The sequence below is a fragment of the Photobacterium ganghwense genome (assembly GCF_017329545.1).
GTDB lineage: Bacteria > Pseudomonadota > Gammaproteobacteria > Enterobacterales > Vibrionaceae > Photobacterium > Photobacterium ganghwense.
This window is the reverse complement of sequence record NZ_CP071325.1, coordinates 1545642-1560200: the sequence shown is the minus strand read 5'-3', so window position 1 is coordinate 1560200 and position 14559 is coordinate 1545642. Positions and strand designations below refer to the sequence as shown.

The following is a 14559-nucleotide window of genomic DNA, read 5'->3' as shown; positions in this document are numbered from 1 at the left end:
CGAACAAGTATTTACACTTAGTCTTGAGACTCTTTATGGACAGAATCACTGCCTATTTAGGGACATTGAAATTTTTGTCATCTTCACAGGTAAAGGTAAAATACCGACTTCTCTCATGAAAATTGGAAAAGCCTTTACCCTGACAATACGCCCCATTCAGCTCATGCATATAAGCCAGTGTGTCTTCATCTTTTACTGAAAAATAGCTGTTGTTGTCGCAAACAATTCGGATTTTACCGTCGTCGCCCTGCGAATAAGAACGCACCTTGGCACCGCACAAGGTATAACTGACCTCGACGTAGTGATCCGCACGCTCATCGATAGATTGTGAACACCCCGTTACCACCAGCGGCAAAAAAAGCATACTCAGCAGTTTTTTCACAGCTATTCTCCTGTTTTCGTACGCAGTACACCTACTTATCAGTGTAGCGTCACCACAAAAAAGTGATGACATTTTGTACCCGTCACCAAGTACCCGTCACCAACCAAGTACCCGTCACCAACCAAGTACCTGTCAACAGCAAGGCTCTTCACTTGGGTAACGATGAACAAGGGCGGAACTGAAAATACAAGTAGTGACTGTGAACACAGGCAAGAGGGTTAATTTTTCTGACTAACCGTGCATCGACTTTTTTCTGCCTTTGGGTTCATCAATCCGACGCCGGTGCCAGATCGAATAATGCCGCAGTCCGGCCGGACCATGCGCGACGATGACGGACATCAGAATCACAACGACATAAAGCGCCGCTTTTTCCTCGGGGAGAATAAAGAAGCATGAAAGTAACCCAAGCTTCACCAGAGTGAGCACGCCTTTCAGCTGAATCAGCCATAATCGGGATTGCATCAATTCAAAGGTGATCAACAGGATCCCAGTCACCATCGCCATGATCCACCAGTGTATCCAGACTGCTTTTTCAAGCCCGTACAGGATCCCTCCTGCACTCCCCGCAACGCCCAGAATATGCAGAGCGCGTACTGCAGTTTTACTCAACCTCTGAATCCAGAATCGGGTTTCAGATAAGCCGTACGATGCTGACGGTTCCGTTTCTGATGTTGTGGACGAAGATGTTGTGGACGAAGAGCTTGCAAGTGAAGCCCTTGTGGTCAATGGTTTTATACGCGCAGGTTCTCTATAGGAAGAATTTGAACTTGAAGTGCCTGTAATCGAAGCATCTGTACTTAAAGAATCTGCACTTGAAGAAGCAGTCTGTGAAATATCAGTACATGGCGTATCAGTGTCAGAGCCTGAAATTTTCGCGGCAGGCATGTCGCTGCTATTGGTACAGGAGCGATTAGAACAGGTGCTGTCCGTGCTGGTGCTGCGCGAACCGTTATTACGGCCTTTGCTGTTTGTATGGGGTCGATTGTAATTGTTCATGGCTATCAGGGTATTCCGACGAGCATTAAGAATACCCTTTATATTACTATGTGTAATTCGTTTTATGCCTGAGTGCTTCGTGAATCTCCGTATTGGCGCCTTATGTCTCTTTATAGCCAGGGAGCGGCATGAATGACTCAGTCAAAAAGCAAACCATAGAAATAGACATCGTTTCTTACAGACTTCCGACCAACTCAGCTCGTGGTTTCGCTCGGGTCAGCGTTGTGATTTTACCGTCGACGACCAAGTAACAGTCCATCCCAGCCGACAACGCAGCGGATTGTCCTAATGCTGTATCTTCAAAGACCACACACTCATGTGGCTCCAAACCGATACGCTTGGCAGCTTCCAGGAAAGTATCCGGATCCGGTTTATAGTTCACAACATCATCGGATGTCACTAAGGCATCCAGCAACGGCAGAATCCCTGTTTGACGGAGTAATGGCTCGGCATTCATCATTGCACATCCCGTCCCTACCGCGATTTTCTTGCTGTCTTTGTGATCCAGCAAAACTCGGTGTGTCGCCGGAATCAAATCGCCTTGCTCATCCAGTTCTGCAAAAAAGGTGGATTTGGTTTTGGCCAGTCGTTCAACATCGAAATGCTGACGGAAACGGCGGTTAATTTCTTGAGCCGTGCGTAACGTCGGCATCCCGCCAAGACTATAAAACCACTCTCTGTCGAATGGAATTTCATGAATTGCACAGGTTTTTTCCCATGCTTCGAGGTGGGCAGGCATGGAGTCAATGAGCGTGCCGTCCATATCAAAAATAATGCCTTTATAGCGTGATAAATCCATAGTGCTCCTTGTTTTTTATAAGCGGTCTCTCTTTAATGTCACTGTCATTTTTGACAAAATCACAAGTCGTTCTCCGGTGCTCTGTCATCGGGAAAATAACGTCAGGGGTCAGGCGATGTACTATCAACGCCTTGTAATGTTCTAACAGTTACTGTCCAGGTTTTCCAGAGAAGAGGCGCTTGGCAGCTTGAAAAGCAACCCTTGCTTGCTCCCTCCATCCCCCCATCCTTAACCGTGACCTTTTCTTACTCTCGTCTTGTGTTCCCTTGGGGCCGGGCTTCACTGTATCTCTACCTTGTTTCACTTATATTGCAACGTGGCCCAATCTTTTGTCGGGCCTGCCTTAACTGAGCTTCTTGAACTGACCACCTTCTTTAACTTGGCTTCTTTCGCTAAGCTTCCTTTACCGGCCTTCCTCATCGCGTTTTCAGATGCGGAATGAATCGGCTTGCTATTATTGGATTGATGAAAAGCCAAGCCATTAAACACGAACTGCAAAAGTTTTCTCATTGAGGTCAAAAACACCGACAGCAACCTCATCACGAGGCATGGTATATAAAGTTTCACCATCAGAACCGTAGATGCGGCTACCTCCCATGCCTTTTATACCCGCATCGTTTACCGAGCACGGCCAGTTGCATTGAATAACCACGCTCTGTAAGTTCCTCGCAATGGATGAAGCGCCAGCAAAATAGCCGCTTTGGCTAGAACCATCATCGCTCCCTTCGCCGTCACCATGGCAGATGTAAGATGGCCAAAGGATAAAGTTCAACGGCGCATGACCGACAGTAGATATAAACCACTCATGATCGTCAGCTTCCCGGCACATAAATGATGTGACGTATGATGAACCCAGTTTGATGATATTCCTCGCTGTCCCCGCAGAGAAAATGCGTGCTTCACTGGGCGTCAATCCAACTTTGTCCCAACGGGTCAGGCATTTTCCTTCTGCGGATATGGCCAGATAACTGTTGTATATGGCTGACTCGACCGTGACCGGTGCACCGATAAAGGCGTTTACCTGATACTTTCGGCACGCCTGAGCAACTAAATTGATGGCGTTATCAACGGTATATTTATCAGACTGAGCGATAATATTCCGATGGAAACCACTCAAGCTCAGTTCCGGGAAAACCAGATAATCTAGATCTTCGTGCTGCGCTATGTACTGACAAATCGTTGTGCTATTTTCCTCTGTCGTCCACTGCATTGGCATTTGGACAATACCTATTTTCACTGAATCTCTTCCTTGTGATTTCATGTTTTTACTTTTTTCACTGCAACAAAACTGTTATGAATAAACAACTGAACGAAAAAGCGGTGTCCGAATAATACGCCCCCACAAGTAAACAGACGCCAGTATCAAACTGCACCGCGTTTACTCACTATCAGTAATGCCCTGTGATTGCTACCACCGTTTTTCAAAAAACTGAACCTGCATACCGTCAAAAATTCCGGTTTCTCTGGCAACAAAACCCAGCCTCGCGAGTATGTGTTTTGAGCGCACATTATCGTGTTCGGTTAATGCCAGTATGCGGGAATAACCAGCTTTTTTGGCAGATTCAAGCACGACCTGAGAGGCTTCCGTGGCGTAGCCATTCCCTCTGGCTGACCTTGCCAGCCGATACCCCAGTTCGACACACGGTTCCCCTTGGTATTCAAATGCCTCAAGTCCACAGTAGCCAATTAATTGGCCTGTCGATTTTTCGATCACCGCCAGTTTGCCTGTGCCGTGTAACGTGTAGGCATTCAACAATTGCTCAAAACGCAACTCGGCCTGTGCTGTTGTCATCGCACCCGACGGCGAATATGCCATAAACTCTGCATCTCCCAATAAAGCAGTCATGATCGGTTGATCCGGCCTTTCAAACTGTCGCAGCAATAGTCGAGGTGTGTGGATCATTCTTGTGTCCTTACTGAGTCATGTTTTTGTAACGTGTCGGCGTCTCTACTGCACAAACGATACGAAACGTTCGCCGTTAAAACAGATCGATTTCTGCCCGCTTTTTGACGAAGGATGACAATAAAACAGATTCTGAGCCTGATTTCTTGACCCGGAAAGCGCCGCCGCCGCTGGATACCTGGCGAACATTTAAGGTGTCTGCTTTAAGCCTGTCAAACCAGTATGGGGCCAGTGAACAGTGCGCCGAACCTGTTGCGATATCTTCCGGTATGCCAATTTTAGGGGCAAAGTAGCGTAATACATATTCATCAGGGGCACCCTGTGCCGTCACGATAAATGCGTGGTAAGGGTCAATGTCAGCCAGGCTTGAATAGTCGGGCACAAAATTCACAACGTCTTCTTCGCTGTTCACCACCACCACCAGATCTCTGGTTGTGAACACCTCTTGCGGTGAGGCATCCAGATTGACCGACAGCTCAGCCAGTTCGACATATTGTGCTTGCCAGGCCGGTAGCTCAATCTGATAGCGTTGATCAAATCTCGCTACGGTCAGGTTGCCATATTTACATCGCAACTGGGCAAGGTTGTCCCCCCAATGTTCCGCAATCGCGGCTCCCGCTCCCAGGCTGCCATGACCGCATAAGTTGATCTCTCCAGTCTGTGAAAACCAACGAATCAGGTACGCGCCGGAATCTGCCTCTGCTTCTGAATTAATCCCGACATCCTCCATCGCCTTTACACTACCATTCACTGCGTCAAAATGGTCCGCAATGACAAAAGCTGTAACCGGTTGGGCAAGCCGAGTGGCAATTTGAAGTAATGCCGTATCATCCAACCATGAGTCTAACATCACGACACCACACGGGTTGCCTGATGCGTTTTCACCGCAAAAGACATCATAAATAAATCCCTTAATGATTACTTACCTCGTTTTCTCTCTATGTCTCTTAATTTTCTCAAGTTATCCACTTTCTATTTAGCAGATTCTCGACCGTAGTTCGTCAGCCCTTGTATTCTGTTATCACATAGGAAGTGAATATAAATCAAGCATATAACCAACAATCTCACTCTCTATTTTTTATCTCTCGTCTCTCATGCCTTTTTCATCGTTGTTCACTTGAGCCGTTTAGCGCTCTCTTGGCAGACAGATACCTCAGCACATCAAGATGTACAAAAAACAAACAAATCATTTATGACTTTATGCTGTTCACTATGGTCTTTGGGTTGCTATCTGCTGTCCCCTGGAACTTTTTTGTTAAAAAATTTCTCACTCAGGGTATACATTCAGATTTTTTAAATTTATATTCACTTTATTGATGTATTTATTTTCCCGAACAAGCCCGCGACAGACAGGAAGGTTTTATGGCGCAACCAGAATTTAGCTCACTCATACCCATCATCATTACTCTCACTCTCTCTTTGAGTACACGAAACGTTGTTATTGGCCTGTTTGGTGGTGTATTCAGTGGCGTGGTGATGCTGAATGGTTTTTCACTGCTGGATAACTTCGGTGTCATGGTGAAGGGCCATCTGGTGCCTCAACTCACTGACAGCTATAACGCTGGGGTCATTGTACTGCTTGTCTTTATCGGGGGATTTGTTGCGCTGATGGAACAATCTGGCGGCGGATACGCATTTGCCAAGAAAGTGACGCACTGGGTCAGCACAAAGTGCCGGGCACAGATTTCATCCTGGCTCGGCGGCATTTTCATCTTCTTTTCTGACCTTGGTACGCCACTGATTGTCGGCCCGGTCTTTCGTCCGCTGTTTGATAAGCTGTCTCTTTCTCGTCAGAAGCTGGCATTCATTATCGACTCGACCGCTTCTCCGGTGGCTATTCTGATCCCTTTCATCGGTTGGGGGGTTTACATCATGGGTCTGCTGCAAAAAGAGTTCACGGCCTTGCAGTTGGAAGTGACCGACTGGGATGCCTTTATTCAGGCTATTCCCTTTCAGTTTTACGCGTTTCTGGCTATTGGCATTGTTCCTCTGGTTGCGATTAAAAAACTCGATTTCGGCCCGATGGCCGTGGCTGAAGCCAATGCCAAAGCCGGTATTCAAACCGGAGCAAGTACGGAAACCCTGAAACCCTTTACGCATAAAAATGCAAAAGCCTCTTTTGTGTTCGCACCACTGATTGTCATGGCATCAGTACTGCTCATTATGCTGGTTCCTCTGGGGTTTCCCTTCCAGAAAGTCTCGGGGTCTTTTTTTCGTGCCGCACTATCCAGTGCCTATTTCTTTGCGGCAATGACTGTGATTATCCTGATGGCGTATTACGGAGTGCGTAAATGGCAGGACGGTATCAGCGTGTACCTGAAAGGCATGAGCAATATGATGCAGGTAGCTGTCGTGCTGATTCTGGCCTGGACATTAAGCAGCATTGGCAAAGAACTGGGCGCGGCCGCCTACATTGCCGAACAGGCTCAGGCCGGATTTCCGTACTGGCTGGTGCCTGCTGTTGCCTTCCTGCTGTCTGCGATTATCTCTTTCGCGACCGGATCGTCATGGGGCACCTTCGCTATCATGATGCCTCTGGTTATTCCTACCGCAGTGGCGATTGATGCACCTTTATTTGCCTGCATTGGCGCGGTGTTGTCAGGTGGGTTATTTGGTGACCATTGCTCGCCGATTTCTGAAACCACAATCTTGTCCTCGACCGGCTCCGGGTGTGATCAGTTTGAACACTTTAAAACTCAGTTGCCGTACGCATTACTCAATGGTGGTATTGCCCTTGCCTGTTTCATCGTCGCCGGGGTGTTTGCAAATCCGTTAGTGCTTGGTATCGCATTAATCAGCCAGCTAGTTTTCGTCTATGTGTTGGCTAAATGGCATCAACACCATACCGAATTATCGCACACCACTACCCAGTCGGAACTGACGAGTGATAACGCCTAGCTAACTCGTGCAACTATGGTTCAGCAAACGGGAGTTCAAAAAGCTGGAGTACAGCAAAGATAAAGAGGACAAGACAGTGATCTGAGCTTGTTAACGCTCTTCCTTCAAAAAATAATCGCCACGTTAATTCGTGGCGATGACTTTCATACGGAGTGATGCGACAAGCGTTTTAAACTCAACCACGTAAAATCGCCAACCAGATTTCAATGAATACAGTTAGCCGCACTTATTTCACATCCAGTTTGACCAGCCCCCACTTTTGCGCAATCCGGTCAAAAAATCCCTGTGTTTTTTTCAACTCAATCCAATGGTTGACGAAATTAATCCACGCCTGATCATCCCGGGGCAATAACATGGCGATAGGTGTCGGACGCCGCATTCCATCCACACGTGCTATCGCCAGCTGTGGATATTGGCTGACCAATGTCGCCGCTTCGATGTTAGAGGTAATAATGGCGGTCGTTTTATTTTCCAGCAGAAACTGATGCATGTCAGAAGGACCATCGACGCTGTGCTGCCTGGCATTGGGCAGCAGATCTTTCACAATATTTTGCTGTACCGTACCGGCCTGAGACGTCACGATCACTGACGAGGAATTAAAGTCTTGCCATTGACGAAAACGAGGGGTGTTGGTTTTTTGGATCACCGGAACAAACGCCAGATAAAAGTAGGTATCACTATAGCCTGCCACTCTGGCACGATGCATATTGAGTGAAGCACTTCCTGTCATGTCATATTTTTCTGTCACCACACCGTGAACCAGTGTTTTCCAGGTAGTTGGCACGTATTCAACCGTCACCCCCAAATCTTTTGCCAGCTCAGTGGTGATGTCGATATCAAACCCTCGGTAGAAATTTGTGGCAGGATCACGCATCGTCATCGGGTTCCAGTCGCCGGTTGTGCCAACCCGCAACACACCACGATCTATGATTTCGGTCAGCCGACTTGACGCTGCGAAAGCAGAGACTGACGCCAATGAAAACATCACAAGCATTGCGCTGATTAACAATCGGACAGACCTTACTCTCATACCACCCTCTGATTACAACCAAGGATAAAGTTAAAGATAGCAGTAATTTGCGCTTCGTCTGGTAACTTTTTGCTCTACAGGGAGGATGTCTTAATTATGGTTCAGCCCTTCGATATAAGTCCGGACATACTCTAACGAAGCGCTGATAAGAAAGAAAAAAGCAGTCCGACTTGCGGACTGCCATAGCAATAATCGGGATATGTCAGGTCAGTTGATATTATGCATTCAGATTAAGCTTTCTCATTCTGAACTCACCAGGGGAGCAACCCATGTGTTTTTTAAAGACGCGAGAGAAATATGAAACATCTTTAAAACCGGCAGAATGTGCTATTTGAGAGATCTTTTCTCGGTCTGAACTTAATAATCCACACGCCAGATCCAGTCGCTTTTTAATAATGTACTGTTTTAGAGTGACTCCCATTACACTGTGAAACAACCGGGAAAAATAGGTTGGAGAATAATGACAAGCATTGGCCAGATCTTCCTCCCTTAACGGCGCACTGATGTTCTCTTCGATAATTTTCAGTGCCGGGCGAATGGACAGTTCCCGTTGCTCAAATCCCTGAACAGGTTCAGGTTTCACATTGTGCGTATGCAAGCGACTGAAGCAGGCATCTATCTCCTGTTTGCTGGCACTGGCTGCCAGTACATCTTCGCCACCCGCACGCAACACATTGAGGGCAAGGTCAGCATCAAGTGAATGATACACCACCACAACCTTCGCTTGTGGGAACCGACTTTTGACAGATCGAAGCAGCTCAAAGCCGTTGGATGTCGAGTCGATTACTTCCAGAAAAATCAGCTCCTGGCCGGTCATCGTCGACAATAGCTCAAAGGGAGATACATCAACCACGTCATGTGACAATTTGAGGTTTTCTTTGGCCTCTGCCACTTTATCGTAATGACTACAACTAACCCATATCACGAGCATTTACCTTATTCTTGATCTATGTGTACATACAATTGCGCATGCATCAAAACTCTCCATGTCGTAAATGATGAAAGTCACTTTGTTATATTTTTATAGCCGTCAAAAAAGTGACCACCTATGGATAATTAACGTCTAAAAAAACCAATAATGCCAGATGACAGAGTTGTTGCATCTTTAAGGCTATGCGTGAAGGATGTTCTGCTATTGCCCTGAGTTCAGTCAGTTATTTTCGCTTTCCTTGATAAATCCTCTCTTTTTCTATGTCATTTTTCTCTAATCACATGACACTTATATTTCAAAATAATCTATAAACATCAGTAGAAAGTGGTTGTTATTAAATATTATTCCTGACTTCCAGGTCTCGTCTACGCCGCGAAAAACAAGCAACGAAGACATATTTGCAAGATTAAGACCATCTCATGCTACACATATGCGCAACTGGTTGAGCATAAGATAAAACCCAAAAGGTGACACTGTCACCCACATTGAACTTTTTGTGAGCTTGTTTTTTACGCGAGCAGTACCTTTCATTGGTATATTACCTTCGCACTAACGCCCCGACATGACATCAATACTCCCTCAATATCCACTCAATCCGCCCTCAACACGCCTTAGCAGAGCGTTGAGAAATGACCTCGGGAGACCAGATGCCTTATTGCTCTCCATACAACGCCGCCAGTTCGAGAGCCACGATTGAAACGCTCACCCTGCTATGAATTGTGCAAAAAACAGCCGATAGATTGTCACTTACCACACAATGACTCTATTTCAATCTAAAAAAGCCCTTTTGAGCCGTATTTTTTTGAAGACAATCCCATTTTTATCCATTAGTATGAATCCGCAAATTTCGTGTTCCTATGAAGACAGCAGGAGAGTGGCAAGCACTAAACGTGTAAGCCCGCCGAAGAAGTAAGCAACTATGCCGTTTGTCGTCCCGATGAACTCTGGTTGTAAATCTTTCAGGCACCTTACTGATCGCCCTGAGCGAGTAGCAAGGTATGGACTGTTGTTGGAGGAGCCTCTGGAGAGATCCGTTAAATCGGACGCCGAAGGAGCAAACCTGATGCAAACACTGCTGAAGGTGAAACTCTCAGGCAAAAGGACAGAGGAGATAAGATCAGCAGCACAGAGTCGATTTTTCGCATTGTTCTGTCACCTTACCGAAGGGAAAAACTGTTGTTCTTTATCTCTTCCTTTGATGTTTAAAGGTAAAGAGAATGAATCCGCTTTATAACTTCCTACAATCTATTGATAACTTTATTTGGGGACCTCCCCTGCTTTTGTTGCTGGTGGGTACCGGTTTGTATTTAACAATCCGTTTAGGCCTGATCCAGATTCGCCACCTTCCTCTTGCGCTACGCTACCTGTTTAAAGGCGATAAAAACAGCAAAGCAGCGGGTGATGTATCCAGTTTTGCCGCCTTGTGTACTGCCCTTTCCGCCACGATTGGTACGGGGAACATCGTCGGTGTTGCCACTGCCATTAAATTGGGTGGACCGGGTGCACTCTTCTGGATGTGGCTGGCTGCTCTGTTTGGTATGGCAACCAAGTACGCTGAGTGTCTGCTGGCCGTGAAATACCGCGAGACTGATGCCAATGGCCAGATGATTGGCGGTCCGATGTACTACCTAGAAAAAGGTGCCGGACAAAAATGGCTGGCGAAGCTGTTTGCGCTATTCGCGCTGGGCGTGGCCTGTTTCGGTATTGGTACTTTCCCGCAGGCGAATGCCATTGTGGATGCGGCTGAGCTGTCGTTTGCAGTGCCCAAAGAAATTACCGTTGTTGTGCTGACACTGTTGGTTGCGACCGTAACGTTAGGCGGTGTGAAATCCATTGCCAGCGTGGCCAGCAAAGTTGTGCCATTTATGGCCATCTTCTATATCGTTGCCTGTCTGATTGTACTGGTGTCGCAATACAGCGCCCTGCCGGATGCAATTGCTCTGGTTATCAGTTCCGCCTTTACCGGCCATGCTGCAACCGGTGGTTTTGTCGGTGCCGGTATCATGCTGGCGATTCAGTCTGGTATTGCCCGCGGTGTCTTTTCCAATGAATCAGGTTTGGGCAGTGCTCCAATGGCCGCTGCCGCAGCTAAAACTGATTCGTGTGTTAAGCAGGGCCTGATCTCAATGACAGGTACCTTCTTTGACACCATCATCATTTGTACCATGACCGGTTTGACACTGGTGGTGACTAATGCCTGGCAGAGCGATTATGCGGGTGCGGCGATGACCAGCTATGCGTTCGCGAGTGGGATGAACTCCAGCTTCATTGGCCCGATGATGGTCACTGTGGGGCTGATGTTCTTTGCCTTCACCACCATCCTGGGCTGGAACTACTACGGCGAACGCTGCGTGACTTACCTGTTTGGGGTAAAAGCCATTCTGCCGTACAAAATGTTCTTCCTGATTCTGATTGCTTCCGGCGCTTTCCTGAAACTGGATATGATTTGGCTGATCGCCGATATCGTGAACGGACTGATGGCCATTCCGAACCTGATTGGCCTGCTGTTACTGCGTGACGTGATCATCAGCGAAACCCGTCAGTTCTTTCAGCAGTTATCGGCTACAAGCACAGAATCCGACGCTGAGCTGCAAACAGTGTAATTCCCAAGGGAGCACTGAAGACATTCGTTAGTTACATGTCTCTTTTTATGGCATGCACCAAAACGGCACCCAAAGGTGCCGTTTTTTATTTGGGGCATTGTTTAACCCGCGTCTGACCTGCTCTCACAGCACGCAAGCAACCTCAGTCATCTGTAGCCTTTGCGATACTCGTTCCGGCAGTACAGTCACTTGTCACTTGTCACTTAGTCGAGGTAACGGGTTAATTGCTGATACAGGTCAAAACTGCTGTCTTCAAGCCAGCAGTCAGTGATCAGTCCACCACACTTTTTGAAGTACACCATCCCGGTCATCTCAACTTGCTGTTTTTTCGCCGGAATGCGCACCCAGCCACCGCTGTAGGTTGCATTGCAGGAATACAATACCACCGTTTTGTCCCCCTCCTGAATCACATCACGGATCACAAAATCGACATCACGGAAGCGCTGGCACCAGATAGCGACAAAGTTCAGATATTCCGAGTGGCTTAACGTGTAAGACTTACCGCCTGGAAGATGAAAGTGAAACGGCTCAGCCGCCAATTGCTGCAACCATTCCCCGTCTGCATTTGCCCAAACGTCATGAAACCAATGAAGTATCCATTGTCTATCCTCATCCATGTGATACTACTCCACATTGTTTTGGGGCCCTTATAATGGATTAGCATAGTTTTGTGGTACTTTGCCACCTAATCCCGCATATTTTTGTCATAATGACGGACATTTCAGAGACAATTTCAACCAATAGGCTCAGTCATCGAACTAAATAGATAATCGCTCTTGATGAACTGCCAGCCAGCGTCTCGCCCGATTATCGTCCGTCGTTTTGGCCAGTTGCCGAGCACGTTGTTTCCACTCCGCACGCTCCTTTTCAGGCAGACGGGTAAAGACCACCCCGCTCAAATCCAGCGCAGTTTCTATCGCTACCTGATCGTACCCATGTTGCCGCGCTTCTTGCCAGGCTTTCTCCAGTAACCAGGCAGCTGCCTGAGTATCTTTTTGATAGGCCATCAACCGTGCTTTCTCACGCCAGTAATACACCTTCGCTCTTGGCTGTGCATGTTCCAGATACTGGCTTGCCTGATCCAGATAGAAGTTTGCTTCATCAAACTGTTGGCGTAGAACAAAAGTCCGGGCGATTTGACTGAGTAATTCGCTGAAAAAGGTTTTGTCAGCACTGGCCGCTGCCATATTGAGCATGGCAAAAAAGGCGGATGCCGTCAGCGCTGGCTCATCTTCGTCCCAAAGTGCCATATAATCCGGAAAATTGAGGTCAGCATAACGATGACAATACGGCAGTTGCTCCTCTACCGCTTTAACGCTAATGCTGAAGATAAAACCCGTTGAGAACAGAAGTGTAATAACGAAAGAGTGAATGGGACGCCAAGCTTGCATGTAAACCCCACGAAACGATAGAAACGCTACTATAAAACGATTTGTTTCGTGGGGGACTTTCAACATCCAGCCAGGTCTTGATTCTGGAAGGCTCTTCACATCGTGGGTGAAGCCAAAATCATGTCACGGTTACAGACCGTGGTCGTAAAGCGTGATGCACTAAGCGCACTGCAGTGACAGTTGCGAATAAACGGCCTGATAGTGAGCAAGATTAGGAATGTGGTTGCGACTGTAAGTCCCTCCACCAACTTCTACAAAGTCATAGCCCAGCTCCTGAGAGGCATGCCGGCTTTGAGTTCCTTGCCCAAACACTACGCGACGGCTGAATACCTGCCCGGAGTCCTGTTTGGAACGAAAAGCGGCCAATGCCATGATCTCTGTTCGGTTGAGCGCATCTGACGATGAAGCCATTGTCATGTTAGCGATATCCAGCCCGGCAGCACGAAGCTTCAGACGCGCCACTGATTCCCACGCGCCGGTTGCAATCGCAACATAAGTATCTTTGCGCTCACGAATGTTCGTCAAAAAATCCTGAGCACCCGGACTCACCACCAATGCCTGAGGCTTATCGCCCATTGCCGCATTCAGCCGGGCGAGATAACAACTTTCAACTTTACGATGAACCAGTGTCCGGCTCTCTCTGATTTGATATTTCATCATCAATTCATCAAGCCGACCGGCATCCGTCAGGCTTTTGTAATGCGCCAACTCATCATCTGATTCAAATTCAGGCCGGAACCCCAGAACATCTTCCACAGCCTTCGAGTAACAATCCAGATCGACACTATCGGATTTCACCAATGCACCATCAATATCAATCAAAAACAAGTTCATTACTCATACACCTTTTATTCTGAAACGACCCGTGTCGCTCACCCTGCGTGAGCCAATTCTGATCGCGACAAGATCATGCACTTGTAAACAAAATGTTTCAAGCAATAAATTGATAGTTTGTGTAAATCTTTCCGCCTATCAATCTATTTATTATCAGTGACTTATGTTTAACCCCATGATCGAGATCATGGACTGAACGGTCTTTATACAGTCGTCAACCGTTCTTTATTAACCCTAATCTAGCGTGAAAATGTATCAAAATTGTTAAATTCACATTCATTTTTCTTGACTGTTAACACGCCCGCTTTGACAAAACTCGTCTAGGATGAGAACGACCAATAATAAAAAGTAATGTCGTTTAAAAGATCGTCGTTTTAAAGCACGTCGTGATACAAACAAAGGAAGCAATCATGAATAGAACATCAAGCCGTCGCGGCTTTCTAAAACTCAGTCTTGGCAGCCTGATAGGGATCACTATTGGTAATCAGCTGCTGGTAAAACCTGCTCGTGCAGAAGACCTCCCGCACCTGACCTCCGATGACCCTCAGGCAAAGGCATTAAAATATGTCGAGCAAGCACCTGACAGTGAAAAACACTGCGGTAACTGTGCTCTGCTGCAAGGTAACGAGGGAGATGAATGGCGGCCTTGTGCCCTGTTCCCGGGTAAAGCCGTTAATGTGAATGGCTGGTGTTCAGCCTGGGCCAAAAAGCCGTAAATGAGCCCGTTTCCCGAAATCAACAAGCCTGGTGAAAACCAGGCTTGTCTTTATCTCACGGCGATGAGTGTTGTCC

General features: G+C 47.1%; 15 protein-coding genes and 2 riboswitches. Of the genes, 4 read left to right on the top strand and 11 right to left on the bottom strand.

Annotated elements, in window-relative coordinates:
- Window positions 1-52: 52 nt before the first annotated feature.
- On the bottom strand, window positions 53-382 hold the full coding sequence (locus FH974_RS07300; protein ID WP_053061824.1) for a hypothetical protein: 330 nt from the start codon (window positions 380-382) through the stop codon (window positions 53-55).
- A gap of 231 nt (window positions 383-613) precedes the next feature.
- Window positions 614-991: a hypothetical protein gene (locus tag FH974_RS07295; protein ID WP_242551862.1), complete on the bottom strand. Its 378-nt coding sequence runs from the start codon at window positions 989-991 to the stop codon at window positions 614-616.
- A gap of 163 nt (window positions 992-1154) precedes the next feature.
- Here FH974_RS07295 and FH974_RS07290 point away from each other — a divergent pair, with 163 nt between their 5' ends.
- On the top strand, window positions 1155-1370 hold the full coding sequence (locus FH974_RS07290; RefSeq protein WP_047885360.1) for a hypothetical protein: 216 nt from the start codon (window positions 1155-1157) through the stop codon (window positions 1368-1370).
- 183 nt (window positions 1371-1553) lie between these two features.
- Here the strand turns inward: FH974_RS07290 and FH974_RS07285 are convergent, their stop codons facing one another.
- The 4 genes from FH974_RS07285 to FH974_RS07270 form a co-directional block, all read right to left on the bottom strand.
- A complete protein-coding gene (locus FH974_RS07285) occupies window positions 1554-2177 on the bottom strand; it encodes an HAD family hydrolase (RefSeq protein ID WP_047885359.1) in 624 nt (207 codons plus the stop codon).
- 481 nt (window positions 2178-2658) lie between these two features.
- The gene (locus FH974_RS07280) at window positions 2659-3438 is read right to left on the bottom strand and encodes a carbon-nitrogen hydrolase family protein (protein ID WP_084712558.1); all 780 of its coding nucleotides are present in this window, start codon (window positions 3436-3438) and stop codon (window positions 2659-2661) included.
- Window positions 3439-3585: 147 nt separating this feature from the next.
- On the bottom strand, window positions 3586-4080 hold the full coding sequence (locus FH974_RS07275; protein ID WP_047885356.1) for a GNAT family N-acetyltransferase: 495 nt from the start codon (window positions 4078-4080) through the stop codon (window positions 3586-3588).
- A gap of 76 nt (window positions 4081-4156) precedes the next feature.
- Window positions 4157-4999 (bottom strand): PhzF family phenazine biosynthesis protein, encoded by an 843-nt coding sequence (locus FH974_RS07270; protein ID WP_047885355.1) that lies wholly within the window; start codon window positions 4997-4999, stop codon window positions 4157-4159.
- A 443-nt stretch (window positions 5000-5442) separates the two neighbouring features.
- Here FH974_RS07270 and FH974_RS07265 point away from each other — a divergent pair, with 443 nt between their 5' ends.
- Window positions 5443-6978: a Na+/H+ antiporter NhaC family protein gene (locus tag FH974_RS07265; RefSeq protein WP_047885354.1), complete on the top strand. Its 1536-nt coding sequence runs from the start codon at window positions 5443-5445 to the stop codon at window positions 6976-6978.
- Between the two features lie 226 nt (window positions 6979-7204).
- Here FH974_RS07265 and FH974_RS07260 read toward each other — a convergent pair whose 3' ends face one another.
- A complete protein-coding gene (locus FH974_RS07260) occupies window positions 7205-7972 on the bottom strand; it encodes a transporter substrate-binding domain-containing protein (protein WP_242551879.1) in 768 nt (255 codons plus the stop codon).
- A 253-nt stretch (window positions 7973-8225) separates the two neighbouring features.
- Entirely contained in the window at window positions 8226-8939 is a 714-nt protein-coding gene (locus FH974_RS07255) for a response regulator transcription factor (RefSeq protein ID WP_242551861.1), read from the bottom strand.
- Window positions 8940-9796: 857 nt separating this feature from the next.
- Window positions 9797-9923, top strand: a riboswitch (glycine riboswitch).
- Between the two features lie 27 nt (window positions 9924-9950).
- Window positions 9951-10055: riboswitch (glycine riboswitch) on the top strand.
- A 101-nt stretch (window positions 10056-10156) separates the two neighbouring features.
- Between FH974_RS07255 and FH974_RS07250 the strand changes: the two genes are divergently transcribed.
- The gene (locus FH974_RS07250; RefSeq protein WP_047885351.1) at window positions 10157-11542 is read left to right on the top strand and encodes an alanine/glycine:cation symporter family protein; all 1386 of its coding nucleotides are present in this window, start codon (window positions 10157-10159) and stop codon (window positions 11540-11542) included.
- A 203-nt stretch (window positions 11543-11745) separates the two neighbouring features.
- Here the strand turns inward: FH974_RS07250 and FH974_RS07245 are convergent, their stop codons facing one another.
- The 3 genes from FH974_RS07245 to FH974_RS07235 all read right to left on the bottom strand — a co-directional run bounded on the left by FH974_RS07245 (window position 11746) and on the right by FH974_RS07235 (window position 13767).
- The gene (locus FH974_RS07245; protein ID WP_047885350.1) at window positions 11746-12159 is read right to left on the bottom strand and encodes an ester cyclase; all 414 of its coding nucleotides are present in this window, start codon (window positions 12157-12159) and stop codon (window positions 11746-11748) included.
- Between the two features lie 141 nt (window positions 12160-12300).
- Window positions 12301-12933, bottom strand: coding sequence for a hypothetical protein (locus FH974_RS07240; RefSeq protein WP_047885349.1), 633 nt, complete (start codon window positions 12931-12933; stop codon window positions 12301-12303).
- A 159-nt stretch (window positions 12934-13092) separates the two neighbouring features.
- Window positions 13093-13767 (bottom strand): HAD family hydrolase, encoded by a 675-nt coding sequence (locus FH974_RS07235; protein WP_047885348.1) that lies wholly within the window; start codon window positions 13765-13767, stop codon window positions 13093-13095.
- A gap of 410 nt (window positions 13768-14177) precedes the next feature.
- Here FH974_RS07235 and FH974_RS07230 point away from each other — a divergent pair, with 410 nt between their 5' ends.
- Window positions 14178-14483, top strand: coding sequence for a high-potential iron-sulfur protein (locus FH974_RS07230; protein ID WP_047885347.1), 306 nt, complete (start codon window positions 14178-14180; stop codon window positions 14481-14483).
- Window positions 14484-14559 lie beyond the last annotated feature (76 nt).

Excerpts from the sequence above, each read along its gene's own strand:
- FH974_RS07240 (WP_047885349.1), bottom strand. The coding sequence starts at position 12,933 with ATGCAAGCTTGGCGTCCCATTCACTCTTTCGTTATTACACTTCTGTTC.
- FH974_RS07285 (WP_047885359.1), bottom strand. The coding sequence starts at position 2,177 with ATGGATTTATCACGCTATAAAGGCATTATTTTTGATATGGACGGCACG.
- FH974_RS07265 (WP_047885354.1), top strand. The coding sequence starts at position 5,443 with ATGGCGCAACCAGAATTTAGCTCACTCATACCCATCATCATTACTCTC.
- FH974_RS07280 (WP_084712558.1), bottom strand. The coding sequence starts at position 3,438 with ATGAAATCACAAGGAAGAGATTCAGTGAAAATAGGTATTGTCCAAATG.
- FH974_RS07255 (WP_242551861.1), bottom strand. The coding sequence starts at position 8,939 with ATGCTCGTGATATGGGTTAGTTGTAGTCATTACGATAAAGTGGCAGAG.
- FH974_RS07250 (WP_047885351.1), top strand. The coding sequence starts at position 10,157 with ATGAATCCGCTTTATAACTTCCTACAATCTATTGATAACTTTATTTGG.
- FH974_RS07245 (WP_047885350.1), bottom strand. The coding sequence starts at position 12,159 with ATGGATGAGGATAGACAATGGATACTTCATTGGTTTCATGACGTTTGG.
- FH974_RS07260 (WP_242551879.1), bottom strand. The coding sequence starts at position 7,972 with ATGCTTGTGATGTTTTCATTGGCGTCAGTCTCTGCTTTCGCAGCGTCA.
- FH974_RS07230 (WP_047885347.1), top strand. The coding sequence starts at position 14,178 with ATGAATAGAACATCAAGCCGTCGCGGCTTTCTAAAACTCAGTCTTGGC.
- FH974_RS07235 (WP_047885348.1), bottom strand. The coding sequence starts at position 13,767 with ATGAACTTGTTTTTGATTGATATTGATGGTGCATTGGTGAAATCCGAT.
- FH974_RS07275 (WP_047885356.1), bottom strand. The coding sequence starts at position 4,080 with ATGATCCACACACCTCGACTATTGCTGCGACAGTTTGAAAGGCCGGAT.